General features: G+C 67.4%; 18 protein-coding genes and 1 tRNA gene. 11 read left to right on the top strand and 8 right to left on the bottom strand.

Translation table 11 applies throughout. From position 1 onward, the window contains the following. Nucleotides 1-14: 14 nt before the first annotated feature. From ABRP34_RS17930 to ABRP34_RS17945, 4 genes are all read right to left on the bottom strand, one after another. A complete protein-coding gene (locus tag ABRP34_RS17930) occupies nt 15-944 on the bottom strand; it encodes a DNA-formamidopyrimidine glycosylase family protein (RefSeq protein ID WP_353711213.1) in 930 nt (309 codons plus the stop codon). Then, a complete protein-coding gene (locus ABRP34_RS17935; RefSeq protein ID WP_353711214.1) occupies nt 937-5,994 on the bottom strand; it encodes an ATP-dependent helicase in 5,058 nt (1,685 codons plus the stop codon). Before ABRP34_RS17935 ends, ABRP34_RS17930 begins: the two co-directional genes overlap by 8 nt. 51 nt (nt 5,995-6,045) lie before the next feature. After that, nucleotides 6,046-7,536, bottom strand: a complete 1,491-nt coding sequence (locus ABRP34_RS17940) for an FAD-dependent oxidoreductase (RefSeq protein WP_353711215.1) — start codon at nt 7,534-7,536, stop codon at nt 6,046-6,048. Nucleotides 7,537-7,694: 158 nt separating this feature from the next. Beyond that, nucleotides 7,695-8,369, bottom strand: a complete 675-nt coding sequence (locus tag ABRP34_RS17945) for a DUF4232 domain-containing protein (RefSeq protein ID WP_353711216.1) — start codon at nt 8,367-8,369, stop codon at nt 7,695-7,697. A gap of 483 nt (nt 8,370-8,852) precedes the next feature. On the opposite strand from ABRP34_RS17945, the gene ABRP34_RS17950 reads away from it, so the two are divergent. From ABRP34_RS17950 to ABRP34_RS17960, 3 genes are all read left to right on the top strand, one after another. Beyond that, entirely contained in the window at nt 8,853-12,011 is a 3,159-nt protein-coding gene (locus ABRP34_RS17950) for an efflux RND transporter permease subunit (protein ID WP_353711217.1), read from the top strand. An 83-nt stretch (nt 12,012-12,094) separates the two neighbouring features. Continuing rightward, entirely contained in the window at nt 12,095-12,457 is a 363-nt protein-coding gene (locus ABRP34_RS17955) for a hypothetical protein (RefSeq protein ID WP_353711218.1), read from the top strand. 1 nt (nt 12,458) lies between these two features. Continuing rightward, a complete protein-coding gene (locus tag ABRP34_RS17960; RefSeq protein WP_353711219.1) occupies nt 12,459-15,596 on the top strand; it encodes an efflux RND transporter permease subunit in 3,138 nt (1,045 codons plus the stop codon). On the opposite strand, the gene ABRP34_RS17965 is transcribed toward ABRP34_RS17960, so the two are convergent. Next, nucleotides 15,593-16,174 (bottom strand): SRPBCC family protein, encoded by a 582-nt coding sequence (locus ABRP34_RS17965; protein ID WP_353711220.1) that lies wholly within the window; start codon nt 16,172-16,174, stop codon nt 15,593-15,595. The two genes, ABRP34_RS17960 and ABRP34_RS17965, sit on opposite strands and share 4 nt — an antisense overlap. 104 nt (nt 16,175-16,278) lie before the next feature. Between ABRP34_RS17965 and ABRP34_RS17970 the strand changes: the two genes are divergently transcribed. After that, nucleotides 16,279-16,632, top strand: coding sequence for a hypothetical protein (locus ABRP34_RS17970; RefSeq protein WP_003801307.1), 354 nt, complete (start codon nt 16,279-16,281; stop codon nt 16,630-16,632). A 538-nt stretch (nt 16,633-17,170) separates the two neighbouring features. Then, the gene (locus ABRP34_RS17975; protein ID WP_353713399.1) at nt 17,171-17,872 is read left to right on the top strand and encodes a pyrroline-5-carboxylate reductase dimerization domain-containing protein; all 702 of its coding nucleotides are present in this window, start codon (nt 17,171-17,173) and stop codon (nt 17,870-17,872) included. Between the two features lie 25 nt (nt 17,873-17,897). Here ABRP34_RS17975 and ABRP34_RS17980 read toward each other — a convergent pair whose 3' ends face one another. Then, the gene (locus ABRP34_RS17980) at nt 17,898-18,503 is read right to left on the bottom strand and encodes a dihydrofolate reductase family protein (protein ID WP_003801301.1); all 606 of its coding nucleotides are present in this window, start codon (nt 18,501-18,503) and stop codon (nt 17,898-17,900) included. 283 nt (nt 18,504-18,786) lie between these two features. Then, nucleotides 18,787-18,876 (bottom strand) — tRNA-Ser (locus ABRP34_RS17985). A 148-nt stretch (nt 18,877-19,024) separates the two neighbouring features. Between ABRP34_RS17985 and ABRP34_RS17990 the strand changes: the two genes are divergently transcribed. From ABRP34_RS17990 to ABRP34_RS18005, 4 genes are read left to right on the top strand one after another with little or no spacing between them, the layout of a single operon-like run. Next, nucleotides 19,025-20,071: a zinc-binding alcohol dehydrogenase gene (locus tag ABRP34_RS17990; RefSeq protein WP_353711221.1), complete on the top strand. Its 1,047-nt coding sequence runs from the start codon at nt 19,025-19,027 to the stop codon at nt 20,069-20,071. A 3-nt stretch (nt 20,072-20,074) separates the two neighbouring features. Beyond that, entirely contained in the window at nt 20,075-20,473 is a 399-nt protein-coding gene (locus ABRP34_RS17995) for a 6-carboxytetrahydropterin synthase (protein WP_003801297.1), read from the top strand. A 7-nt stretch (nt 20,474-20,480) separates the two neighbouring features. Then, nucleotides 20,481-21,656, top strand: coding sequence for a glycosyltransferase (locus ABRP34_RS18000; protein ID WP_353711222.1), 1,176 nt, complete (start codon nt 20,481-20,483; stop codon nt 21,654-21,656). Between the two features lie 3 nt (nt 21,657-21,659). Beyond that, nucleotides 21,660-22,886: a crosslink repair DNA glycosylase YcaQ family protein gene (locus tag ABRP34_RS18005; RefSeq protein WP_353711223.1), complete on the top strand. Its 1,227-nt coding sequence runs from the start codon at nt 21,660-21,662 to the stop codon at nt 22,884-22,886. Between the two features lie 26 nt (nt 22,887-22,912). Here ABRP34_RS18005 and ABRP34_RS18010 read toward each other — a convergent pair whose 3' ends face one another. Then, on the bottom strand, nt 22,913-23,419 hold the full coding sequence (locus ABRP34_RS18010; RefSeq protein ID WP_003801292.1) for a nucleoside deaminase: 507 nt from the start codon (nt 23,417-23,419) through the stop codon (nt 22,913-22,915). Between the two features lie 60 nt (nt 23,420-23,479). Here ABRP34_RS18010 and ABRP34_RS18015 point away from each other — a divergent pair, with 60 nt between their 5' ends. Continuing rightward, nucleotides 23,480-24,313, top strand: a complete 834-nt coding sequence (locus ABRP34_RS18015) for a phosphatase PAP2 family protein (RefSeq protein ID WP_353711224.1) — start codon at nt 23,480-23,482, stop codon at nt 24,311-24,313. A 12-nt stretch (nt 24,314-24,325) separates the two neighbouring features. Then, entirely contained in the window at nt 24,326-24,961 is a 636-nt protein-coding gene (upp, locus tag ABRP34_RS18020) for a uracil phosphoribosyltransferase (protein WP_003801288.1), read from the top strand. Nucleotides 24,962-25,004 lie beyond the last annotated feature (43 nt).

Genomic DNA, 25,004 nt, shown 5'->3' on the forward strand with positions numbered 1-25,004 from the left:
CGGGTCCGTGGCCGTCAGGCTTCGGGGCCGCCCAGCAGGGGCTGGCATGTCGGACAAAAGTAGATGTCGCGTTCTTCCGTGACGGCCGCACCACTGCCGGGGCTGCCCGCCGCAGCGTTTCCCACAGCACTTTTTCCCGGCACGCCCTTGCCTGGCACGGTCTTGCCCGGCACGCTCTTGCCCAGCACGGCGCGGCGGATGGGGGTCCGGCAGCGCAGGCACGGCTGGTGCTCGCGCCGGTACACCCAGTAGCCGGGCCGCCCGGCCGAGCGGCCCACCGGAGTTCCACGGGCGTTGAGCAGCGTGGTCCGGCGGCCCGGTCCGAGGTTCGCCTCAAGGAGCTGCTTGGCGTCGGCAAACATGGCGGGCCAGTCGCGCACCGCGGCAACGGGCGACGCCGGATGGATCCCGGCCAGGAAGCACACCTCGCAGCGGTAGATGTTCCCGATGCCCGCGAGGTTGCTCTGGTCCAGGAGGGCCACACCGACCGGCACGTCGGGCTTCGCCGCCACGCGGCGCTCGGCCTCGGCCGGGTCCCAGTCCGGTCCCAGTAAGTCGGGCCCCAGGAACCCCACTGCCTTGTCCTCTTCGCTGGTCTTGATCACCTCAAGCAGGCCAAGGGAAAACCCGACGGCGTCGGCAACGGCCGTGCGGAGCACGCACCGGGCCGTGAATCCCGGCTTCCGCCACCTGCCGCCCGGCGGGTAGACCTGCCAGCTGCCCTCCATTTTCAGGTGCGAGTGGATGGTCAGCCGCTCGTGGGCCGGGCCGGCGAGCCGCATCAGCAGGTGCTTGCCGCGGGGGACCACCTCCTCTATGGTCCAGCCGGCCAGGTTCAGTGTGGCGAAGCGGGGCACGCGGAAATCCGATGCGAGGAGTTTCTGGCCGGCGAGGGCGGTATGCAGCTGGTTGGCGGCGCGCCAGACCGAATCACCTTCAGGCACGGATCCTCAGCCCTTTCGGTGTGGAGTAGGCGCCGGCGGCAGTCAGCGCCGATGCCGCAGGGGTGTCGAGGATGCCGTGGCCGTTGACCTTTTCCATGATGAGCTTGTCCACTGCCCCGCGCTTCACCACGTCCACCAGGGCTCCGGCGGCGGCGGCAAGGACGGAGTCGTCTTCCGTGAAAACCAGCAGCGTCTTGCCGCCGCGTTCGACGTACAGCACCAGCGCGCCGTCGACCAGCACCACCAGCGCACCGGCCTTCCGCCCCGGGCGGTGCCCGCTGCCGGCTTCGACATTGCCGGCGGGCCACGGCAGGGCTGCGCCGTAGGGGTTGGCCGGATCTGTTGCCGCCAGGGCCAGCGCCACGGGTTCCGGCTTGGCCAGCTGGGCGTCCTCGGTGTACGTGCGCAGCCGGTCGACGGTGGCGGGCACGGCGAACTGGGCGGCACCGAGATGCTCGATGAAGTACCCCCGCCGGCACCGTCCGGCTTCCTCCAGACGGGCCAGGACCTTGTACATGAGCCCGAAGCCGCCCAGGATGTTCTCTGCCATGACGGACCCGCGGGTGACCACCCCGTATCTGTCGAGCAGAAGCTCCGCCGTGGCGCGGGCATGGATGGTGGGATCGAGCTCGGGCGTGGGCAGCGCAGACCAGCGCCCGGCCGCGAGGGGCGGGGTGGGGACAGCGCCGCCGACGGACCCGTAACGTCCGCCGGACAGTCCCGGCGAGCCGAGCAGGCCCGTGCCGTGCGAGCGTCCCAGCCGGCTGAGGCGCGGCGCCCTGGCGCGCGGCGCGCGAGCGACCTGCCGGTGGGCCGTGTGCCCGCCGGCGATCAGGGACCGGACCGGGGCGAAGGTGTCACCGGTGACCCGGCCTGCCCAGGCCAGATCCCAGATGGCGGACACGACGTCCTGGTCGCCCAGCACCGCGTCCATGCCGCCGGCAATGTCCGTCAGCTGCCGGAAAAAGTAACCCCCGCCGTTGGCCTGCAGGTGGTCCAGCAGCCGACGCTGGGCGTCACCCGGTTCAAAGTCAGGGGCCGGGTTCAGCGTCAGTTCCACCGAATCCGCCAGGTGCAGGCTGATCCAGCCGTCGTTGCCCGGAAGCGCACCGGCACCTGACCAAAGAACCTCCCCGGCGGCCATCAGTTCATCCAGCATGGCGGGCTGGTAATTGGACACCCGGCTGGCGAGCACCAGCGGTTCCCAGGCCGACGCCGGTATGGGCACGCCGGAGAGCTGGTCCACGGCGGTGATGATGCCGTCGAGTCCGCGCAGCGCCGGCTGTCCCCGTCCCGTGCCCGGCGTGCGGACATGTTGCCAGGCCGGCAGGAACCTGCCGTAGGCGGTAATGTCCACGGGTTCCACCTCTGCCCGCAGTGCGGCGAGCGAGCGACGGCGGAGCTTGCGGAGGACTTCTGCGTCGCACCATTCGCTGCCGGCCAGGGCCACTGCGGCCGAGGCGGCGGCCGACGCAGCCGCCGCTTCGGCGACGGGGTCAAGTCCGGAACCGGGATCAGACAGCGCGGCTGCCGGGCTTTCGCCGGCAGCGGAGCCGGCGTCAGCGGGCTCGGCGTGGGGCCGGAATTCGCCTTCCACCACGCGGCCGTCCGCCGCGAGTCGCTTCAGCGCAGTTCCGACGACGGCCGCACCCAGTCCCAGCCTGGCTGCGGCTTCGGTGGCGGTGAACGGGCCATGGGTGCGGGCATAGCGCGAGACGAGGTCGCCCAGCGGGTCCGCCACCGGCTCGATGAAGGCGAGGGGAACGCCCATGGGCAGCGGGACGCCGATGGCGTCGCGGAGCCTGGCGGCGTCTTCCACCGCGGCGAAGCGGTCGACGCCGGAGAGGGTCACCTTGATGGCCCGGTTCGCCCGCTGCAGGGCGGCGAGGTGGGCGGCAGCTTCGGCCGTCGTTGCCTGGGACGGCGGGGTCTCAACGGGCTCAACCGGCGGGGTATCCGCCGGCGGGGCAAGCCTGGCGGCGACTTCCCCGGGGTCCAGTGGCCCGAGCAGCCGGAGGAGATCGGCCACACCCTCCATGCCCCGGACTTTCCGGTCGGGGGCAAGGCGCTGAAGCTCGCGTTCGGTGGCGTCGATGACCCTGGCGTCCAGAAGCTCGCGCAGTTCCACGCGGCCCAGGAGTTCGTTGAGCAGCGTGGAGTCCAGGGCCAGCGCGGCCGCCCGACGTTCGGCGAGCGGGGAATCGCCCTCATAGAGGAACTGCGCCACATAGCCGAAAAGCAGGGACTTGGCGAACGGGGACGGCTGCTGGGTGGTGGTCTGGACAATCCGGAGTTCGCGCCGCTCAACCGAGGCGGCGATATCCTTCAGGGCCGGCAGATCGTACACATCCTGGAGGCACTCGCGGACGGTTTCCAGCACGATCGGAAATGCCGGGTACTTCCGCGCGACGTCCAGCAGCTGGGCAGACCGCTGCCGCTGCTGCCACAGCGGCTGCCGCTTGCCGGGGGTCTGCCGGAGCAGCAGCAGGGCACGCGCCGCGCACTCGCGGAAGCGGGAGGCGAACAGGGCACTGCCACCCACCTCGGCGGTGACAATCTGTTCCAGTTCCTCGGGGTCGAACAGGAAGAGCTCGGCTCCGGGAGGTTCGTCCTCCATCATCGGCACGCGGAGCACGATGCCGTCGTCGGCGGCCATGGCCGATCCGTCCAGGCCGTAGCGCTGGTTCAGCCGCTGGCCCACGGCGAGGGCCCACGGCGCATGGACCGGCATGCCGAACGGGCTGTGCAGGATGACCCGCCAGTCGCCGAGTTCGTCGTGGAAGCGTTCCACTACGAGCGTCGTGTCGCTGGGGACCACCTCTGTGGCCAGCTTCTGTTCCGACAGGTACTGCAGCAGATTGTTTGCGGCGAAGTCGTCAAGGCCGCTGGCCTTGCAGCGCTCGGTGGCAGGGCCGACGTCGGACGCCGACAGTTCACGGACGAACGCGCCGAGGGCGCGGCCCAGGTCAACGGGGCGTCCCAGCGAATCGCCCTTCCAGAACGGCAGCTTGCCGGGCTGGCCGAAGGCGGGGGACACCAGGACGCGGTCATGGGTGATGTCTTCGATCTTCCAGCTGGTGGCGCCCAGCGCGAAGATGTCTCCGACGCGGGATTCGTAGACCATCTCCTCGTCCAGCTCGCCGACCCGCCGGCCTCCCTTGGCCGGGGCCGTGCCGGACCCCTTGCCGTCACCCGCTGCGGCCGGGGAAGCCGATCCCTCGGTCTCCGTGCCGATGATGTAGACGCCGAACAGCCCGCGGTCCGGGATGGTGCCGCCGGACGTGACGGCCAGCCGCTGGGAGCCGGGCCTGCCCTCGATGGTCCCGGCGTTGCGGTCCCAGACGATCCGGGGCCGGAGTTCGGCGAATTCATCCGAGGGGTAGCGCCCGGCCAACAGGTCCAGTGTGGCCTCGTAGGCGGACCGGGGAAGTGTGGCGAACGGGGCTGAGCGGCGGACGGTGGAGAACCATTCCTCCACGTCGATGCTGCCGAGCGCGGTGGCCGCGACGGTCTGCTGGGCCAGGATGTCCAGTGGGTTGGCCGGGACGCTGAGCCGTTCGATCTTGCCGTCCAGCATGCGCTCAACGGTGATGGCGGTGTGCACCAGGTCTGCCCGGTGCTTGGGGAACAGGTAGCCCTGGGAAATCTCGCCCACCTGGTGCCCGGCGCGGCCCACCCGCTGCAGGCCGCTGGCAACGGAGGGCGGGGACTCGACCTGCACCACGAGGTCCACGGCACCCATATCGATGCCGAGTTCCAGCGAGGACGTGGCCACCACGCAGCGCAGCCGGCCGGACTTGAGGTCGTCCTCGATGAGGGCCCGCTGGTCCTTGGATACTGAGCCGTGGTGGGCCCGTGCCAGCAACGGTTCAGCCCCTGCGGTGCTTCCGGCCTGCGCCATCATGTGCGCAGGTGTGCCGGTGGACGTGGGCAGGCCTCCGGGCGCCGGCGGAGCAGGGTCATTCCAGCCTCCGCCAACTGCCAGGAGCTGGCGTTCCGCGTGGATTTCGTTGAGCCGCGCCGTGAGGCGTTCGGCCAGCCGCCGCGAGTTGGCGAAGACGATGGTGGACTGGTTGGCCAGCACCAGATCCACGATCTTTTCCTCCACATGGGGCCAGATGGAGGCCTGCGGCTGCAGTCCCGACGCCGGCCCGGAATCGAAAGCCCCGGCGGCGCCCTGAAGATCTGACATGTCCTCCACAGGTACAGACACCGTGAGGTCCCAGTTCTTCCGCGAGGGAGGGGCCACAATCTCCACCGGGGCGGAACCGGCCAGGAACTGAGCCACGAGTTCCCGCGGTTCAACGGTGGCCGAGAGCCCGATCCGTTGGGCGGGCGCGGGCAACAAAGCATCAAGGCGCTCGAGCGAGACGGCGAGATGTGCCCCGCGCTTGGTGCCGGCAACGGCGTGGACCTCGTCCACGATGACGGTGTCCACCTCGCTGAGCGTTTCCCGAGCCCTGGAGGTGAGCATCAGGAAGAGGGACTCGGGGGTGGTGATCAGGATGTCCGGCGGGTTGCTGAGCAGGGCACGGCGGTCCGAGGCGGGGGTGTCGCCGGACCGGACTCCGACCGTGATCAGGGGAGCCGGCAGGTCCAGCCGCTTCGCGGTCTGGGTGATGCCGATGAGGGGAGAGCGGAGGTTGCGTTCGACGTCGACGCCAAGCGCCTTGAGCGGGGAGATGTACAGTACGCGGGTTTTCCGCTTGGGCTTCCGTGCCCGGGACTGTTTGGGCTTGGCGCCGGCAGGAGGCTCTTCGAGACCTGGCAGCACCGCAGCATCGGGCAAAGCAGCATCGGGTGCGCCCGACCCGGACACCAGGAGCCGGTCCAGAGCCCAAAGGAACGCGGCCAGGGTCTTGCCTGAGCCGGTGGGCGCCACCACGAGGGCGTGTGAACCGGATGAAATCGCGTTCCAGGCCCCCTGCTGGGCGGGGGTGGGCTCGGAGAAGGCGCCGAGGAACCACTCCCTGGTGGGTCGGCTGAACTGGCCCATCGAGTCCCCGGTGGACGTGCCGGTGGAGGTACCGGCGGGCTCCTGCGACTGCATGCCTCCATCATGCCTCACGGCACTGACACCTATAGGAACATCAGCAGTTCTCTACCCGGCCGGCGGAAGGTCGCGCGTGGCCGGCCCTTCAAGGACCTGCCCGTCGCTGCTGAACCGGGATCCGTGCAGCGGGCAGTCCCAGGACTTCTCGTTGTCATTCCAGTGCAGGATGCCGCCCAGATGCGTGCAGACGGCGGACAGGCTGCACGTCGTTCCGTTAACGGTGGACGTGGCCACGGGCTTCCGGTCGCGCAGGGCCACGGTTCCGGTGCCCTCGGCCGGCACGGCGCCGTCTGCCGGTGGCAGCTTTTTCAGTCTGCCCCAGTCTTTGGCCAGCGTGGCGGCCACTCCGGCATTCAGGGTCACGGCCGAGGCTGCGCCCGGAGGCGATGTCACCCGGCGGTGGATGGTGTTGGCCCACGGCAGGTGGCCTCCGAGGATGTCCGCGGCGATGCCCAGGGATGCGGCCACCGCGTTGGTCATGCCCCATTTGTTGTAGCCGGTGGCGAAGAAGATGCGTCCGCGGCCGCGCGGGAGCTTGCCGAAGAACGGCATGAGGTTGGTGGCCTGATAATCCTGCGCGGACCACGTGTGGGTGACCGCGGCAACGGGGAAGTGCTGCCGCGCCCAGGACAGGACATCCTCCAGGTGCGCCTGTTCCGAGTGCGCCTTTCCTACCGGGTGCCCGTTGCCACCCACGAGGAGGAGATTCCGGCCGTCCGCAGGGTAGTCCCGGATGGAACGCACGGGCTGCTCGACGGACAGGTACATGCCTTCGGGCGGTGTGGCATCTCCGCTCAGCTCCAGGGCTGCGGCGTAGGAGCGGTTCGGTTTGAGCTTGGCGAAGTAGAGGCCGCGGTTCAGGATCGGGCTGCCCGTGGCCAGCACCACCGAGTCGGCCTGGACCGATCCGCGGTCAACGTGGATGGTTGATGGCCCCGCGCCGGTGACGTTCCGGACCCGCACCCCAGTGACGATCCGGCCGCCGTGGCTCCGGACGTCCTCTGCGAGTGAAGTGAGCACGTCCATGGGGTTGATCTGGGCCTGACCGCGGAGGCGCACGGCTCCCCGCACGGGAAACGGCAGGCCAGCATCCCGGACGTAGTCCACTTCCAGGTCGGCGCTAAGGGCCGCGACAAGCTCCGCGCGGACCGCTTCCGTACCCTGCGTGGTGCTGGCGTAGGTGTACGCGTCGCGCAGCTGGAACGGCACACCCCGCTGTTCCAAGTACCGCAGCAGCCACGCCTGCCCCTCCCGGTTGCCGGACACATAGGCGTCCACAACCTTCTGCGGGTATTGCTGCCGGAGGGCGGAGAGCACGGTGCCCTGCAGCAGGGTGACCTTGGCGGTGGTGTTGCCGGTGGCCACTGCGCCCAGCCCGCGTGCCTCCAGGACGAGCACGTCCTGTCCCGAGCGTGCCAGCAGCAGCGCCGTGACCAGGCCGGTCAGGCCCGCACCCACCACCACGGTGTCAAAGGACTCGCCGGGGGTGAAGGGGTCGCTGGCGAAAGTGTCGGTCCGGTCCAACCAGAGTGACGTCACGTGTCTCAACCTGCCTTTGGCCTGCTTGTTTGTCGCGAGGCGTTCCCGCGGCTGGCCCCGCCCTGCCAGCCAGGACCCCGACTAACCGTAAGTGTACTTACGAAGTTGGGGGCGGAACAGGCTTGCAGGAGGGCAGGGTGGTTGCGGCAAACTTTGCCCTAGCGGGCCTGGAACGCACTGATGCTCAGGAGCTCAATCGAGGCATTGCTGCAGGCGTCCGAGGGCCGTGCCACGAACAGCGACGCCGTGTCCTCCGGCGGGTAGACCCGGAAGCCGGCGGCTGAGGTCTTGGCGCAGTCCGGGTAGTTCCCCGCCTGGGTGTAACGGAGCACCGCCGTGCCGGACTTCCCGGGCGCCAGCAGGACGTCCTGGACGGCGACGGAGGTATCGCGCTGGGCCGGTGCCCCGATCGGCTGCCCGTTGGGCCCGGTGGTCAGGGACACGCCGGCGAAGCCCTTCAGGTGGCAGGCGGATTTGCCGCTGTTGGTCAGGATCAGCTCCATATAAACGCTGCCGGCGGCACCGCCGCCTGTGGCATCCGTGGTGGCCTTCAGTCCGGAGGCCTTGCACAGCTGGGTGCCGGCGGCGGTGGACTGGGGTGCCGCTGAAGTGGCCGTCGGGGACGCTGGTTGGGGTTTGGCAGGGGCGGCAGAGGACGACGACGGCGCGGAAGTTTCGGGGGCCGACTGGGTGCTCGGGGTGGCTGAGCCGGGTGCCGGTTCGGTAGTCCCCTGGCTGGCGGGCTGGCTTGGCCCGCAGGCGGCGAGTAGCAGCGCCAGTGCGGCAGCCGCCGTCGTACCTATTAGTCCTTTGGTGATTCGCTGAGGCCTCATGGCTCTAACATTGCGGGCGTTCCTGCCGGAGTCAACGAAGGCGCGGCGGACACCCGGATTTGATGCCCGGATTGTGACATCGGCCCGCAGACTCCATCCGTTCGGCCCAAACCGGTTTCTGCCGACGGTGATGCAACGATAAACCACTTCGGTGGCGCAGAATTGGCTAATTTCAGCGCAAATGTTGCGTTGATCTGCAGATTTCGGTGTGCCAAACTGATCTTGGTCTCGCTTGTCCAATTTTGCGTAGAAATCGAAAAGCCGGCAGGGAAAGCCGGCTAGGAAATAACGCTCATAGTCTGGCCGCGGTCCATCATCACTCCCTTGGCCAGAAGTGTCCTCCGGTAAGGGGGACACGCAGGGTTGCGGGGAGACAGCTCGGCACTCGTCCACAGCAACGCCGCTGCGGACGTACCTGAAGAGGCGCATCAGTCATTGGTTCCGGCAACGCCGCCGAAGCCAATAACGATGGGGGCTGAGGTTATGACCGGTTGGCTTGTCCGCTGGAGTCTTAAGTTTCGATTGATCGTTTTAGCCGCTGCTGCCGGTATTTTAGGGTTCGGATTAACGACCCTGCCGTCAATGTCAGTGGATAATCTTCCAGAATTCTCTCCACCACACGTGGAGATTCAAACCGAGGCACTGGGCCTGTCCGCCGTTGAGGTCGAACAGCTTATTACCTCGCCCATGGAGGCCGACCTCCTGAACGGAGTTGCCTGGCTCGACGAAATACGTTCGAAGTCAGTCCCGGGCCTTTCCTCCATTGAGATGGTTTTTGAGCCCGGCACCGATATCCTCCGCGCCCGGCAGCTCGTTGCCGAGCGCCTGACGCAGGCTTTCGCGCTGCCCAACGTGTCGTCTCCGCCTGTGCTGATGCAGCCGCTCTCCTCGACGAGCCGCGTCATGATGGTGCAGATGACGTCCCAGGACGTCTCGCCAATCGATATGTCGGTGCTGGCCCGCTGGGACGTCAAGCCGGCGCTGATGGGTGTCCCGGGGGTGGCAAATGTCTCCATCTACGGCCAGCGCGAACAGCAGCTGCAGGTTCAGGTGGACCCCAAACAGCTCCGGGCGAAGAACGTCACCCTCAGTCAGGTGGTCGAGACCGCCGGCAATGCGGTGTGGGTGTCCCCCCTGAGCTTCCTTGAAGCTTCAACCCCGGGCACGGGCGGATTCCTCGAATCGGCCAACCAGCGCATCGGCATCCAGCATGTGCTTCCGATCCGGACGCCTGAAGATCTCGGCAAGGTCAGCGTTGAAGGCGCCTCTGACAAGACGCTGACGCTGTCCGACGTCACCACCCTGAGCGAGGACCACCAGCCCCTGATCGGCGACGCTGTCACCGGCAAGTCACCCGGCCTGCTGCTGGTCATCGAGAAGTTCCCGGACACGAGTGTTGCGGACGTGACGCAGGGCGTTGAGGCGGTACTGGACGGTCTGCGTCCGGGCCTTTCCGGCATCACTGTTGACTCCACCGTGTTCCGGCCCGCCTCGTTTGTTGAGTCCGCCGTAGGCAGCCTGGGACTTGCCCTGCTGGTCAGCCTCCTCGTGGTTACCGCGGCGATCGGCCTCGCGTTCCGGTCCTGGCGTTATGCCCTGCTGGCCTTCGTGGCCATCTCCGTGGCGGCCACGGCTGCTGCGCTTGTGCTGCAGTTCCAGGGAGCGGTCCTGAACATCATGGCGTTCTCGGGTCTGGTACTTGCCCTCGTCCTCGTCATCGGCGATGTCATCACCGACCTCCACAGCTTCAGGCGGGAATCGGCCGATTACCGGGTGTCGCGTGAAGCCCTGCTTGCCCACGGTCTGCAGCGGTCCCGTGTGCCGGTCCTGTTCGCCGGCCTCACCGCGCTGCTTGCCCTGGCACCGGCACTGTTTGTGCCGGGCGTGGAAGGGGCGTTCCTGAAGCCCCTCGTGCTCTCTTACCTGCTGGCAACTGCCGTGGCGATGCTCGTCGCCCTGACAGTCACACCGGCCCTTGCGAGCCTGCTGCTGCGGGGTCACAGGCGGCCCCGGCGCAGCCTTTCGGTAATCCGGAAGGCCCGGCTCGGCTATGAGCGCTCGGCGAGGGCGTTCACCGGAACGGTGGCCACGGTGTTCGCCCTTGCGGCTGCGGCGATGGCAATAGCCGCACTTGCAATCGTGCCCGGCGCCACGAAGGAGCTTCCCGTTGTGGCGGCTGTTCCCGACCGGACCCTCCTTGTCGAATGGGAGTCGGCGGCAAGCACAGGGACCGAAGTGATGAACAGGGTGATGACCAGCGCCAGCGAAGAGCTCAGCGCAATCCGCGGAGTCTCCTCCGTGGGCGGCCACGTGGGACGCGCCATTACCTCCGACACCTCCTCTGACGTCAATGCCGGCGAACTCTGGGTGACCATGGAGGACGGCGCCAACATCAGCAGGGTGCGCTCTGAAGTTCGCGAGATTGTTGAGGGGTACCCGGGCCTGGCGGCGAAGGTAACCACCTACCCGGAGCAGCAGGTTGCTGCCGCCAGCGCAATCGACAACCGCCAGTTCAGGGTGCGCGTTTACGGCGTGGACCTGGACATCCTGCGCCAGAAGGCAGATGAAATCCGCGGGATCCTGTCGCGTACCGACGGCGTGGTCGAGCCGCAGGTGGATGTCACCGTAGACCAGCCTGTTGCGGAAATCGAGGTTGACCTCGCCAAGGCGCAGAAGCAGGGCATCAAGCCGGGCGATGTCAGGCGGGCGGCTGCCACCGTCCTGCAGGGCATCGAGGTCGGATACCTGTTCGAGCAGCAAAAGGTGTTCCAGGTGATCGTCAAGGGCACGGAATCCACCCGCAACAGCCTGACCAGTGTTACGGACATGATGGTCGACAAGCCCGAAGGCGGGCAGGTCAGGCTGGGTGACGTGGCCACGGTCACGCTCCGCCCGAACCAGACCGTGATCCACCATGACGACACCTCCCGGCGCATCGACGTCGTGGCCAACATCCAGGGCCGCAACCTCGGTGACGTCACCAGGGACGTCCAGGCCGCCATCAAGGGAATGCAGTTCCCGGTGGAGTACCACGCTGAGATCCCGCCGCAGTACGCCGAAAAGGAGGCCGCCGGCGCGTTCATCTGGTGGCTCGCCCTGGCGGCAGCAGCCGGCATTCTGGTCCTTCTGCTGACGGTCCTCGGCAACTGGCGGCTCGCGGGGCTGGTCTTCGTGCTGCTTCCGGTGGCGCTGTCCGGCGGCATCCTTGCTGCAGACCTGGCCGGCGGTTTCGGCTCGGTCTACGTGCTGGTGGCCCTGGCGGCTGTGCTCGCCCTGGCAGTCCGGGACGTGATCATGCTGATGGGAACGTACCAGTCCCTGCAGTCCCGTGCCCCGTCGGAGTCGCCGGCGCACCTGATGCGGCAGGCGGCCGGGGAACGGCTGATGCCAACTGTTCTGACCACCGTGATCACCGGGCTGGCGCTGGTGCCCCTGGTGCTCCTGGGCGGGCCGGTCGGCGGAAGCATGATCCTTCCGCTGGCGCTGGTTGTGTGGGGCGGGCTTATCACCTCGGCCCTGCTGACCCTATTTATTCTGCCGATCCTCTTCCTCCGCGTTGGTCCACGCACCAACACGGACTGGGGGAGCTCATTGGTGATCAACAATGGACCGGTTCTGGCAGAGAGGTCGGAATTGTCATGACAAGCAAGAGTGGATTTGGGGGCTGGCGTTCTGTTCTCGTGCTGGCCTGTGCAGCATCAATAAGCCTCGCTGGCTGTGCGACAGTGAAACCTGCCGCCACCCCCACCTCGGCAGCGGCCAGCATGGAAAAGGCCGGCGCCGACCTGAACAAGCTGACGCTTACAGACAAGGCGGTGGAAAGGCTGGGCGTTACCACGGTCAAGGTGGCCAAGGGCGAAGGCAGCCCGCTGCAGGTACCCTACGGTGCCTTGGTCTATGACGCCAACGGCAAGACCTGGGTCTACACCAACCCCGAGCCGCGGACCTACATCCGGGCCGCGGTGACCGTGGACAAGATCGCCGACAACAAGGTCCAGCTCCGGTCCGGTCCCCCTGCAGGAACCGATGTTGTCACCATCGGTGCCGCGGAACTGTTCGGCGCCGAATTCGGCACAAAGGGTCACTGACATGCGCCGGATTGTCGGGTTCAGCCTGAAATTCCGCGCCTTGGTGGTGGCCATCGCAGTGGCAATGATGGCGTTCGGCGGCGTCCAACTCAGTACGGCCTCGGTGGACGTCTTTCCCGAATTCGCGCCACCGAAGGTGGAGATCCAGACCATCGCCATTGGTCTCACCGCCGCCGAGGTGGAGCAGTTGGTGACAGTTCCGCTCGAAGACGCCCTCAACGGCGTCGAAGGACTGGACGAGATCCGCTCGAAGTCAGTGGAGCAGCTGTCCTCGATCGTGCTCCTTTTCGCTCCGGGGGCGGACCTGCTCAAGGCCCGCCAGCTGGTTTCGGAGCGCGTTGCCAATGTCACGCCGTCGCTGCCCACCTGGGCGGCTCCACCGGTGATGCTGCAGCCGCTTTCGTCCACCAGCCGGGTCATGAAGATCGGTCTGACATCGGACGAGCGATCGCTCATGGAAATGTCCATGATCACCTACTGGAAGATCCGGGCCCATCTGCTGCGTGTCCCCGGTGTGGCCAACATAGCCATCTGGGGTGAGCGCCTGCAGATGCTGCAGGTGCAGGCCATTCCGGAGAAGCTCAAGGCCAACGACGTCAGCCTGAACCAGGTCATGGAAGTCACCGCCAACGCCCTTGACGCGGGCTTGCTGCAGTATTCGCCGGGTTCCGTCATCGGCACCGGCGGGCACATCGAGACGCCGAACCAGCGGCTCAGCATTCAGCATGTGCTGCCGATCACCACTCCCAAGGACCTCGCGGAGATCACCATCGAGGAGAAGAACGGGAAGCCGCTACGCCTCGGTGACGTAGCCAATGTGGTGGAGGACCATCAGCCGCTCATTGGTGACGCCGTAATCAACCAGGGCGAAGGGCTGATGCTCATCGTGGAGAAACTTCCGTGGGGCAACACCCTGGAAGTCACCAAGGGTGTTGAGGCGGCGCTGGAGCAGATGAAGCCGGGGCTCAGCGGAATCACCCTTGATACGGAGATTTTCCGGCCGGCAACGTTTATCGAAGAGTCCCTGAACAACCTCAGCCGCGCGCTGATGCTGGGCTGCATTCTGGTGGTGCTGGTTCTGGGCGCCTTCCTCTTCCAGTGGCGCACGGCGCTGATCAGCCTGATCGCCATCCCGTTGTCGCTGGTGACGGCGGCCTCCGTCCTCTACCTCACTGGAGCATCGGTGAACACCATGGTCCTGGCGGGGCTGGTGATTGCCGTCGGGGTGGTGGTGGATGATGCGATTATCGACATCGAGAACATCATCCGAAGACTCCGGCAGCACCGGGCGGAGGGCGGTTCGCGGTCCACGGCCTCGGTGGTCCTGGAAGCCTCGCTTGAGGTCCGCGGTCCGATCATCTACGCCACGCTGATCATCATCGCCGCAGCGGTGCCGATCTTCTTCCTCCAGGGACTGACCGGGGCCTTCTTCAGGCCGCTGGCCATCTCCTACACCCTGGCGGTGCTGGCATCGATGCTCGTGGCACTGACCGTTACCCCCGCACTGGCACTGATCTTCATGCGGAAAGTCCCGCTGAAGGAGCAGGAACCGCCCCTGGTGAGGGTGCTGAAACGCGGTTACCGCGCGGTCCTGAGCCGGATGGTCAAGCGACCCGTTGCAGGCTATGCGACCTTCGGCGCCATGGCAGCCATCGGTGCCGTCACGGCCCCGCTGTTGGGACAGTCGCTGCTGCCTGATTTCAAGGAACGCGACTTCCTGATGCACTGGCTGACACAGCCGGGCACGTCGGTCACGGAGGAGTACCGCGTCAGCCAGAAGGCCTGCGAGGAACTGCTCACGATTCCGGGCGTCCGGAACTGCGGCTCCCACATCGGGCAGGCTTTCAACGCTGACGAAGTGGTGGGCGTGTACTTCGGTGAGAACTGGATCAGCATCGACCCCGCAGTGGACTATGACCAGACACTGAAGTCCATCCATGAAGTGGTGGATGGCTATCCCGGGATCGTGCGCGACGTCCAGACCTACCTGAAGGAGAGAATCCGTGAGGTTCTCACGGGAGCCAGCGACGCCGTCGTCGTCCGGCTTTACGGGGACGACCTGGCCCTCCTGCGTTCAAAGGCCGCGGAAATCCAGTCGATCTTTGAGCAGACCGAAGGAACGGTTGCCCCCCACACGGCCCTGCAAAAGGACATTCCGCAGCTCAATATCGAGGTTGACCTGGCAAAGGCCCAGAGCTACGGGCTGAAGCCGGGCGACGTCCGGCGGGCTGCGGCATGGCTGGTGGCCGGCGAAGAGGTCGGCGACGTGTACCGGGGCGGCAAGGCATATGACGTCCAGGTCTGGAGCCCGCCGGAGGTCCGTTCCGATATCACCGCCATCCGGAACCTGCCGATCGATACACCGAGCGGGCAGAAGATCCTGCTGTCCGATGTGGCCAGCGTCCTGGTCAAGCCGACCCCGAACGTCATCCAGCGCGATGCACACTCCCGGCGGATCGATATCGAGGCCAACGTGAAGGAAGGCGCTCTGGGCTCGGTGGTTGCGGCCATGGAGGAAGGGCTCAAGAAGGTGGAGTTGCCGCAGGGCTTCCGCACCCAGATCCTGGGTGAGTTCCAGGAGCGGCAGGCCGCGACCAAGACCCTGCTGACGCTCGCCATCGGGGCACTTGCCGTGATCTACCTGCTCCTGCAGGTTGCCTTCGGGAGCTGGCGGCTGGCGACCCTGGTGATTCTCACGCTCCCGATTGCCCTGGTGGGCGGAGTGTTCGCCGCCTTCATGGGCGGAGGCGTGCTGTCACTGGGGTCCATTGTGGGCTTCCTGACGGTCATGGGCATCGCGGCCAGGAACGGCATCCTGCTCGTCAATCACTGCCAGCATCTGGAGAAATATGAGGGTGAAAAGTTCGGTCCCGAACTGGTGCTGCGGGGCGCCGGGGAACGCCTTTCGCCGATCCTCATGACCACCCTGGCCACGGGGCTTGCCCTGGTGCCGCTGGTGGTCCTGGGGAACATCCCCGGCCATGAGATTGAACATCCCATGGCTCTGGTGATCCTCGGCGGGCTGGTGACGTCCACGCTGCTCAACCTGTTCGTGGTCCCGTCGCTGTACCTGAGGTTCGCCAAGCCGAAGGCCAGCCGGAACCAGGCACCGCCGGAGCCCGTACTGGCTAACGCCTAGCCACGAATCCGCCGGTCCAGCCGCCGCCCACGCCCCGCCACCCGCGGGAACGTGGGCGGCGGTGGTGCGGGGACGGAATGCGGACCGGTGCCCGCGCGCCGGCGGCGCAGTTCCAGCGCAAGGCTCTCCTGCCCGCGGGCCATTGCCCAGCGGTGGTTGGCCGCGAAGCCGGGCTTCAGCAGCCAGCTGAGCCGCCTCAGCAGCGGCTTGGTGGCACTGACCCGCCAGTCGTAGGTGATCAGGACTTCCGGTCCGTCCTGCTCGAACGTCCAGCGCCCTGTCCCGTCCAGGTCGCCGGTTGCGCGGATCGCGAAGCCACTGCTGGTGATCGGTTCCGTGACGGTCAGCGTCCAGCGGAGGGTGTAAGGGAGCCAGCCCTTGGTGTGGAGCCTGGCCATCCGCCCCACACCGTTCTCCTTGCCCGGATGGATGAGGTCCACGCTGAGGTACACGGAGGGCCACCAGGTGGCCAGTCCGACAGGATCGCCCAGGATTTCGGCGACGTCGTCCGTGGTCCCTGCCACCCGCCAGACCGTGACGAAGGCGTAGTCCGTGCTCCTGGTGCCCTTGGCGTTCATGTGTGACTCCTGCCCGCGAAAAGATCTGCAACCATTCAAGCGCGTGCCGCCCGTCCGCCATAGACTGCTGGCGTAAGTCACCACGCCCAAATTGAGGAGTAGCGATGAACTACAGCGGAAGCCAGTACGAAAAGGCCGTGACGGCGGGGGAGCTTGACCGCAGCCACGTTGGCCAGACGGTCAGCTTTCAGCCGAACGATTTCACCGTGGTGTTCGGCAGGATCGCCGGAATCGCCCGCACCGACGCCCAGGTGTACCTGAGCCTGGAAGGGGTCGGCGGCGGGACGCACCTGAAGGACGAGTATGACCTGCCCGTGGCGCACGAGGTGTACGTGCAGCTGGACCCGCTGAGCAGCGCAGGGAAGACGATCTCGGATGCGGAGCGGGTCATCAAGGAGAAACTGGACGAGATCAAGAAGAACCTTCTCGACCGGGACCAGAAGTCCGGCTCCGAGTAACACCCCCAGCTGTCGGCACAGGCAGCGAAGAACCCCGCTGCACAACCGTGCAGCGGGGTTCTTCTAGGCAACCGCTCCATGTATGGGGGAACACGGAGCGTCCCTGTCAAAACTAATGGAAAGCTTGCTTAGGTCTCAAATCGGAGCCACTTTTTCCCAAGCCCGCGGCGGTACTATCCCCCTACCGTCGCCGTAACGGGTCTCCTGGATCTACGGCCTCGGTAGGTGGCCCGCTCTGCGAACCGGGGAATGAGCGGGCCGCCGCCCCGGCCCGGGAGTACCGACGCCGGATTGGTGACTGGATGACCGGCTGGGCTGTACCTGTTCCGAGCAGCACAAGCACACAGGCGCCATTGATCAGGATGGGTTCGTAGGGGTGCTGTGCTGCGTCATCACGACCCGGAACGAGTGGACCTGCAATAGATTCGGACGCTGCCGCCGGGAGCCGGTCGTAGGATAGGGTCGTCCGGTGACCACTTATGGCGTCCTTGGAGTTGGCTCAATCGCGACGGCGATCGTCACTGGGCTTTGCCGCGGTGTGGCCGATCCGCCAGAAATTGTGCTTTCCCCAAGGAACGCGGAACGAGCGACAGAGCTCGCGGCGCAGTTGCCGTCGGTGCGGGTGGCCGTGGACAACCAGCAGGTCGTGGACGACAGCGACGTGGTGGTCGTCTGCCTGCTGCCCAGCCACGCTGCGGAGGTGCTGGCCGGACTGCAGTTCCGGGCCAATCACGCCGTGGTCAGTGCGATAGCCGGATTCCCTGTCGCGCAGCTGGCCGGACCAGTCGCGCCCGCGACGGACATCGCACGAAGCATCCCGCTCACCGCCGTGGCGACTCGCAGAAGCGTGACACCTGTGTACCCGGCAACCCCGGCAGCAACGGGGCTTTACGACCGGCTAGGCGGGAGCATGGAGATCGCCAGCGAGCTGGCATTTGAATCAGTGTCCGCGGCATCCGGTACGGTAGCGGCGTACTTTCGCTACCTCGGAACGATCGCCGACTGGCTGTCCAGTCGCGGCATCCCGACAGCCGCGGCGCGTCGCTACGTCGCCGACACCTTCGCTGCCCTGTCCGGCGAACTCGACTCGCCTGGCGCGGACTTCGCGGCCCTCGCCCAGTCACACACAACGCCCGGAGGGCTCAACGAGCAGTTCGCGCGCGACCTTGAAGCCGCAGGAACCTACGACGCTGTGCAGGGCGGCCTCGACGCGCTGCTTGCAAGAATCACCGAAAAATAGCTATCGCTGGTCCGGCGGACCCGAACTAGCTGACGCGGCGATAGCGGATGTGGGTGGCCAGCGGCGAGTGAAGCACCTCGGCGGGTTCGAAGCCGAAGGATTCAACGCCGTCGAAGATGCGCTCGCCCGAACCGAGCAGGACCGGTGCGATGTCGAGGGTGAGCTCGTCGATCACGCCGGCGATCAGTGCCTGTCGGACGGTCGACGCCCCGCCGGCAATGTCCACGCCGTTATCGCCGGCGGCCCGGCACGCAGCGGAGTAGGCCGCGTCGAAGCCCTCGGTGACGAAGTGGAAGGTGGTCCCGCCGTCCATCTGGATCGGGTCATGCCCGTGATGGGTGAGCACGAACACCGGCGCGTGGTAGGGCGGTTCGGGGCCCCACCACCCGGTCCATTCCTCATCCCAGTCCCCGCGGACCGGGCCGAACATGTTCCGACCCATTACATACGCGCCCCGCGGGCGCATGAGCCATCCGTTCGCGACCTCGTCGGCATCGTTGGCCCGTGCGTCGCCGATGTGCCAGCCGTGCAGCTCCAGCCCCCGCTTGCCCAGGGGGTTCTCACGGCTCTGGTCCGGCCCGGCGACGAAGCCGTCCAGCGAGATCGACATGTGGCAGGTGGTGTCCGGCATCGCGAACCTCCGAATGATTGCGATTTGCATGCGGTCGTGCGCTGATTCTGGGACTGTAGCACGTGACGGCCTCCGTGCCGACGGGCTCCGGCGGCTGGCCACACTGCGCCTCCAAGTTCAGCGTTTGCAACCCATACAGCTTGAGCAGTTCGGCCCCTGGACTTCAGCCCAAGGGCCGAACTATGGCAATGCTGTCCTCTAACGGGCGGGAACTGTCAGGTCTTTCCGGTCAAAGCAAAGACCCCGGTTCCCTTGTTTACAAGGAAACCGGGGTCTTTCTCGTTGGCGGTGACGGTGGGATTTGAACCCACGTTGGCTTTTACACCAAACAACATTTCGAGTGTTGCACCTTCGGCCGCTCGGACACGTCACCAACCTGAATAGGGTACCGGAGCAAGGGCCGCATCCCCAAAACGGCATCCCTTTGTCGGCAAACACAGGCCGCGGCCCGGCGTTCGGAGCGGGCGCGCCGGGACGCATCTTCCCGGAAATCGGGGCCGGGCACTAGATTCATAAGCAAGATGAGTACTTCCCAGCAGCACAACGAAGCAACCGCATACTGGACCGTGGCCCCTGGCCGGGGTGAACTGCGCAGCGAGCAGCTGCGCGTCCCGGGCCCGGAGGAGGCTCTGGTGCGCTCGCTTTATTCGGGCATCAGCAAGGGCACCGAACTCGTGGTCCACCAGGCCGCCGTACCGCCCTGCATCGCCGAGAAGATGCGCGCCCCGCACCAGGAGGGCTCGTTCCCGTCGCCGGTAAAGTTCGGCTACCTGTCCGTGGGCGTGGTGGAACAGGGCCCGGATGACTGGATGGGGCAAACAGTCTTTTGCCTGCACCCGCACCAGGACCGTTATGTGGTGCCGGTGTCCGCGCTCACCCGCGTTCCCGACGGCGTTCCGCCCCGCCGCGCGGTCCTCACCGGCACCGTGGAAACGGCCGTGAACGCGCTGTGGGAGGCGGGGCCAAGGCTGGGCGACCGCGTCGCCGTGATCGGCGCCGGGCTGGTGGGCGGCATGGTGGCCACGCTGCTGCGTACGTTCCCGCTGGCGCGGCTCCAGCTCGTCGACCTGGACCCCGAGCGCCACGACCTTGCCGACACGCTGGGCGTGGACTTCGCGCATCCCGACGACGCCCTGCCGGACTGCGACATCGTGTTCCACTGCTCCGCGTCCGAAGGCGGGCTGGAGCGCAGCCTGAAGCTCGTGGGGGACGAGGGCGACATCATCGAGATGTCCTGGTACGCCGACCGGAAAATCACGATCCCGCTCGGCGAGGACTTCCACGCCCGCAGACTGTCCATCCGGGCCAGCCAGGTGGGCGCCGTGGCACGGGCCCGCCGGCACCGCCGGACCAACGCCGACCGGCTGGAGCTCGCCATGTCCCTGCTGACAGATCCGGTGTTCGATGCCTTCCTCACAGGTGCCTCCGCGTTCGCCGAGCTGCCGGGCGTGGTCCAGGACCTGGCCGGCGGCCGGCTCGAGGCGCTGTGCCACGTGATTGAGTATCCCGCCACTGATGATCCACTGCCTGAAGACCACCGGACCGCCACCACCGAAACAGCGAGGTAACCATTGTTCAGCCTGACCGTTCGCCGCCACTTCATGATCGCCCACAGCCTTCCCCGGGAGGCGTTCGGGCCTGCCCAGGGCCTGCACGGGGCGACCTTCGTGGCGGAGGTGACGTTCCGCCGCCGTGCCCTCAACGAGGACGCGATCGTGCTGGACATCGGCGCCGCCGGCAGCATGATCGAGGAGGTGCTGGCCGGGCTCAACTACCGCAACCTGGACGACCACCCGGACTTCGCCGGGAAATTGAGCACCACCGAGGCGCTGGCGCAGTACATTGCCGGCGCCGTCGCGGATCGACTGCGGGAGGACACTGACGGCCGGGAACTCGCCGGCCTGGACGTCACGCTGCGCGAAAACCCCGACGCCTGGGCGAGCTATGCGCTCGAGTTCGACCGCGACTAAGGCCGCCATGCTGCCCCTGCCAGCCATCCGGCTCCTGGTTCCCGCGAACATCCGCCATAACTCCGGCGGCAACGTCTACAACGCCGCACTGGCGCAGGGCCTTGAGCAACTGGGAGTCGGGGTAACCATCCAGCCGGTCGACGGCCAGTGGCCGGTGGGCAGCAAGGAAGAACGACGGCGGCTGGCCGGCCTGCTCGGTTCGGGAACCGCTGCAGGTGGCCCGGCGGGCGTGCAGGCCAGCACCATCACGATCGTTGACGGTCTGGTGGCCTCCGGCGCCCCCGAAGCCATGGAGGCGGCCGCCGCCGGCGGGCAGGCGCCGTGGGTCCTGCTGCACATGCCCCTGGACGAACACCCGGACCTGGAAGCCCGGGCACTCCGGGCGGCTGCCGGCGTGATCTGCACCAGCGGTTCGGCCGCCGCCGAGATTACCCGGCGGCACGGCCTGGCCGGCGTCCGCGCTGCGCTGCCCGGAACCGGGCGTGCCCGGGTGGCAGGCGGATCCGAGCCGCCGCGCCTGCTTGCTGTGGCGGCACTGCTGCCCAACAAGGACCAGCTGACGCTCCTCCGTGCGCTGGCCCGGCTCCAGGACCTGGAGTGGACGGCAGCCCTCGTCGGGTCGGCCACGGCGGACCCCGACTACGCCCGCCGGGTCGCGGCGGCGGTCGACCGGCACGGGCTGGGCGGCAGGGTGCAGCTGCCCGGCGAACTGACGGGGCAGGCACTCGAGCAGCAGTGGCACGCCGCTGATCTGAGCCTGCTGGTCTCCAAGGTGGAGGCCTTCGGCATGGCGGTCACCGAGTCTGTGGCCCGCGGGGTGCCGGTCATCGTCCGGGCCGGCACCGGCGCTGTGGAGGCGCTGGGACTGGGTGCAGAAACCGCGCCAGGGCCTCCGGAAGGTGCAGTGCCCACCCTGCCCGGCGCCGTCGTCGAACTCGGTGACGCAGGGGATGTTGATGCCGGAGATGTTGTGTCGGGGGAGGAGGAGCCGGAGCCGCTGGCGGCCCTGCTGCGCAGCTGGCTCACCAACCCCGCCCTACGTGCCGAATGGCGCCGGCGTGCTCTCGCCGGCCGGGAACGCCTGCCTGGCTGGGACGCCACCGCACGGCGGGTGCTCGGCTACGTGGCGCCGGAGCCATCGCAGGGCGGCCATTCCTCGCAACCGCCTGCTGATGGAGAATGAGGCATGACCAGCCACGTCCCGTCAGCCGCCACCCTGGAAACTGCCACGGCCCCCACCCCGGAGCTTCTCCGTGCCTGGGCCTGGCACCGGCAGGGGCTGGACGGCACGCTCGAGGGCCGCACGTCACAGGAGGTGCTCGCCACGGCGGGCTGGGCCAGGTCCGTGGGCGGCGCCAATCCGTACCTGACCCTCTTCGCCCGCGCCGGAATCCGCCGCGACCAGGTGGACGCGGATGTCCGCGAGCTCAGGATCCACGAACTTCCCACCGCCCGCGGCTGCACCTACGTGCTGGGCCGGGAGGACTTCGCCTGGGCACTGACCCTTGGCAAGAGCGCTGAAGAGGCCTTCCGGGTGCTGGCCCGGCTCGGTGTGGACCGCGGCGAGATCACGCTGCTGGAGGAACAGATCCTGCACGTTCTCGGCGAAGCCGACAGTCCGCTCGACCCCAGGCAGCTGAAAGAGGAGCTCGGGGAATCGGTGCGGAACCTGGGCGAGGAAGGCAAGAAAAAGGGGGCCGCCACCACGCTGCCCACGGCGCTGGGGCTGCTGCAGGCCGACGGCCGGATCCGCCGCGTTCCGGTTAACGGGCGGCTGGACCAGCAGCGCTATGCCTACACTCCGTGGGGCCTGCCGCCCAGCCGGCTCGGCCCGGAAGGCGCCCGCGAGGAACTGGTCCGCCGCTACCTCGGCTGGACGGGCGGCGCCACCAGCAAGCAATCCCAGTGGTTCACCGGCTTCACCCTCACCGACACCAAGGCGGCGCTCGCCGCCGTCGGGGCCGTGGAGGTTCCCACCGCCGCCGGCGACGTGCTCTGGATGCTGCCGGCCGACGTCGAACGCCTCGCGGACTTCAGCCCGCCGGACGGGGAACAGATCCAGTTGCTGGCAGGCACCGATTCGCTCGTGCTGCACCGCCGGAACGCCGGTGACCTGTTTGCGGACGCGGACCGGGACCGGAAGCTGCTGAACACCACCCTGGCGCTGCAGGCGGACCTGCCGGACCACCCCATCTTTGACCGCGGCACGATCATTGGACTCTGGCAATACGATCCCGGCAGGGAAAGGATCGCCGCCTGGCTCTTTGCCGGCCGGACGCCCGCCGTCGAACAGCGCATCGCCGAGATTGAGGCGTGGATCCGGGAGGATCTGGGCGACTTCCGCTCCTTCAGCCTGGACTCGCCATCGTCCCGGCAGGAGCGGATCGACGCGCTCGACGCCGCTGGCGTCTGACCAGCCGCCGTTTAACTGGCAGGCGTCTAACCAGCAGTGCGGTGGGCTGCGAAGAAGTCCCGCAGCAGCAGGCCGCATTCCTCCTCCTGCACGCCGGCGTAGACCTCCACCCAGTGGTTGAGGCGGCGCTCCCGCAGAATGTCGAACACGGAGCCCGCCGCCCCGGCCTTCTCGTCCCAGGCCCCGAACACCACGCGGTGGATCCGGGCCAGAACGATCGCCCCGGCACACATGGCGCACGGTTCCAGGGTCACCACCAGCGTGCAGTCCTCCAGCCGCCAGCCGTCGCCGCTGCCGCCGTCGAGCATTGCGCGTTCCCGCAGCCGCGCGGCGGCCTTCCGGATGGCCACCACCTCGGCGTGCGCAGTGGGGTCACCGAGGGCCTCACGCTCGTTGCGTCCGGTACCCAGGACCGTCCCGTCCGGACCGATCACGACGGCGCCAATCGGCACGTCCTCAGTGGCCAGGGCCCGCCGGGCTTCTTCGAGGGCAAGGCCCATCCATTCCAAGTGTTGCGGATCTGCCGGGGCCATGGGTCAATGATAGTTTCGAAGGATACTTAGCATCGGACAACGCGAGTGCCGGGAGTAACGATGAAGTCCCTGACGGAGAAGTACGGCCGGTGGCTGGGGCCCTACGCGGCCCTGTGGATCACCCTCATTATCGGCGGCTTCCTGGTGGTGGTCCTGACGCTCCTCAGCGCCGAGGTATACAACAGCGTTGTCGACCAGGACGGCGTTTCCGGGCTGGACAGGCCCGCCCTCCAGCTGGCCAAGGAATACCGGAACCCCGGCCTCGACTCGGCCGTGACGGCCTTCACGAACATCGGCGGCGGCATTGGCATGCCCATCCTGGCGAGCCTCCTCGTTGCCTGGCTGATCTATGTCAGCCGCAGCTGGCGGCCGCTCATCCTGGTGGGAGGCGCGGCGGCAGTTTCAGTCACCGCTACCAGCGTAGGCAAGACGCTGCTCGGCCGGACCCGGCCTGACCACGTCGACGCCGTTCCGCCGTTCGAGTTCTCGCCGTCATTCCCCAGCGGGCACACGCTGAACACCACCGTGGTGATCGGCATCGTGGTGTACCTCATGTGCCTGGAGTTCCGGAAGACCTCGGCACGGACGTGGATGATCATCGCGGGGGCAGCGTTCATCATCGCCATGGGACTGAGCCGCGTGTTCCTCGGCCACCACTGGCTGACAGACGTAATGGCAGCCTGGTTGATCGGGGCGGCCTGGGTGGGTGTGGTGATCCTGGCCCACAGGCTCTTCCATGTCATCCGACGGCGGGAGCACGCCGGACCCGCGCCCACGTTCGAGCACCCGGCCCATCTGAAGGACAGCGCAGCCGAGCGGGCGGAGCGCCTCCAGGGGTCTCCTGACGCCGGCGGAGGAGCCGGAACCCGGGGCGGGGAGCCAAGCCCCGGGTGATAGTTTTGACCCATGCGCACACTCGTCGTGGACCATCCGCTGGTCGCCCACAAGCTCACCGTCCTGCGGGATAAGAACACCTCCTCGCCGGTCTTCCGCCAGCTCACCGAGGAGCTGGTCACGCTTCTCGCCTACGAGGCCACACGCGACGTCCGCACCCAGCCGGTCACCATCGAAACCCCGGTCGCCACCACGGTCGGCACAGCGTTCACCAAGCCCACGCCGCTGGTGGTTCCCATCCTGCGCGCCGGGCTGGGCATGCTCGAGGGCATGACCAAGCTGGTCCCCACCGCCGAAGTGGGCTTCCTGGGCATGGCCCGCGACGAGGAAACCCTGGACATCATCACCTACGCAGAGCGCTTGCCGGACAACCTTTCGGGCCGCCAGATCTTCGTCCTCGACCCCATGCTCGCCACCGGCGGCACGCTGCGTGAGGCCATCAAGTTCCTGTTCAAGCGCGGCGCCGCTGATGTCACCTGCATCTGCCTGCTGGCCGCTCCGGAGGGCCTGGCCAAGCTGGAGGAGGAGCTCAAAGACGCCAACGTCACTATCGTCCTTGCCTCCATCGACGAGAAGCTGAACGAGAAGGCCTACATTGTGCCGGGCCTGGGTGACGCCGGCGACCGGCTCTACGGCATCGCCGGCTAAAGCCCCTTCCGAAGCGCGGGGCGCCCCGGCTAGCCTGTGCAGC

The organism is Arthrobacter sp. K5 (assembly GCF_040448525.1).
Classification (GTDB): Bacteria; Actinomycetota; Actinomycetes; order Actinomycetales; family Micrococcaceae; genus Arthrobacter; species Arthrobacter globiformis.

What these genes read in the sequence shown, in the direction of transcription:
- ABRP34_RS17965 (WP_353711220.1), bottom strand. Translation starts at nt 16,174, where the DNA reads ATGAACGCCAAGGGCACCAGGAGCACGGACTACGCCTTCGTCACGGTC.
- ABRP34_RS17935 (WP_353711214.1), bottom strand. Translation starts at nt 5,994, where the DNA reads ATGCAGTCGCAGGAGCCCGCCGGTACCTCCACCGGCACGTCCACCGGG.
- ABRP34_RS17980 (WP_003801301.1), bottom strand. Translation starts at nt 18,503, where the DNA reads ATGCCGGACACCACCTGCCACATGTCGATCTCGCTGGACGGCTTCGTC.
- ABRP34_RS17990 (WP_353711221.1), top strand. Translation starts at nt 19,025, where the DNA reads ATGAGTACTTCCCAGCAGCACAACGAAGCAACCGCATACTGGACCGTG.
- ABRP34_RS18005 (WP_353711223.1), top strand. Translation starts at nt 21,660, where the DNA reads ATGACCAGCCACGTCCCGTCAGCCGCCACCCTGGAAACTGCCACGGCC.
- ABRP34_RS17945 (WP_353711216.1), bottom strand. Translation starts at nt 8,369, where the DNA reads ATGAGGCCTCAGCGAATCACCAAAGGACTAATAGGTACGACGGCGGCT.
- ABRP34_RS17970 (WP_003801307.1), top strand. Translation starts at nt 16,279, where the DNA reads ATGAACTACAGCGGAAGCCAGTACGAAAAGGCCGTGACGGCGGGGGAG.
- ABRP34_RS17960 (WP_353711219.1), top strand. Translation starts at nt 12,459, where the DNA reads ATGCGCCGGATTGTCGGGTTCAGCCTGAAATTCCGCGCCTTGGTGGTG.
- ABRP34_RS17950 (WP_353711217.1), top strand. Translation starts at nt 8,853, where the DNA reads ATGACCGGTTGGCTTGTCCGCTGGAGTCTTAAGTTTCGATTGATCGTT.
- ABRP34_RS18015 (WP_353711224.1), top strand. Translation starts at nt 23,480, where the DNA reads ATGAAGTCCCTGACGGAGAAGTACGGCCGGTGGCTGGGGCCCTACGCG.
- upp (WP_003801288.1), top strand. Translation starts at nt 24,326, where the DNA reads ATGCGCACACTCGTCGTGGACCATCCGCTGGTCGCCCACAAGCTCACC.
- ABRP34_RS18010 (WP_003801292.1), bottom strand. Translation starts at nt 23,419, where the DNA reads ATGGCCCCGGCAGATCCGCAACACTTGGAATGGATGGGCCTTGCCCTC.
- ABRP34_RS18000 (WP_353711222.1), top strand. Translation starts at nt 20,481, where the DNA reads ATGCTGCCCCTGCCAGCCATCCGGCTCCTGGTTCCCGCGAACATCCGC.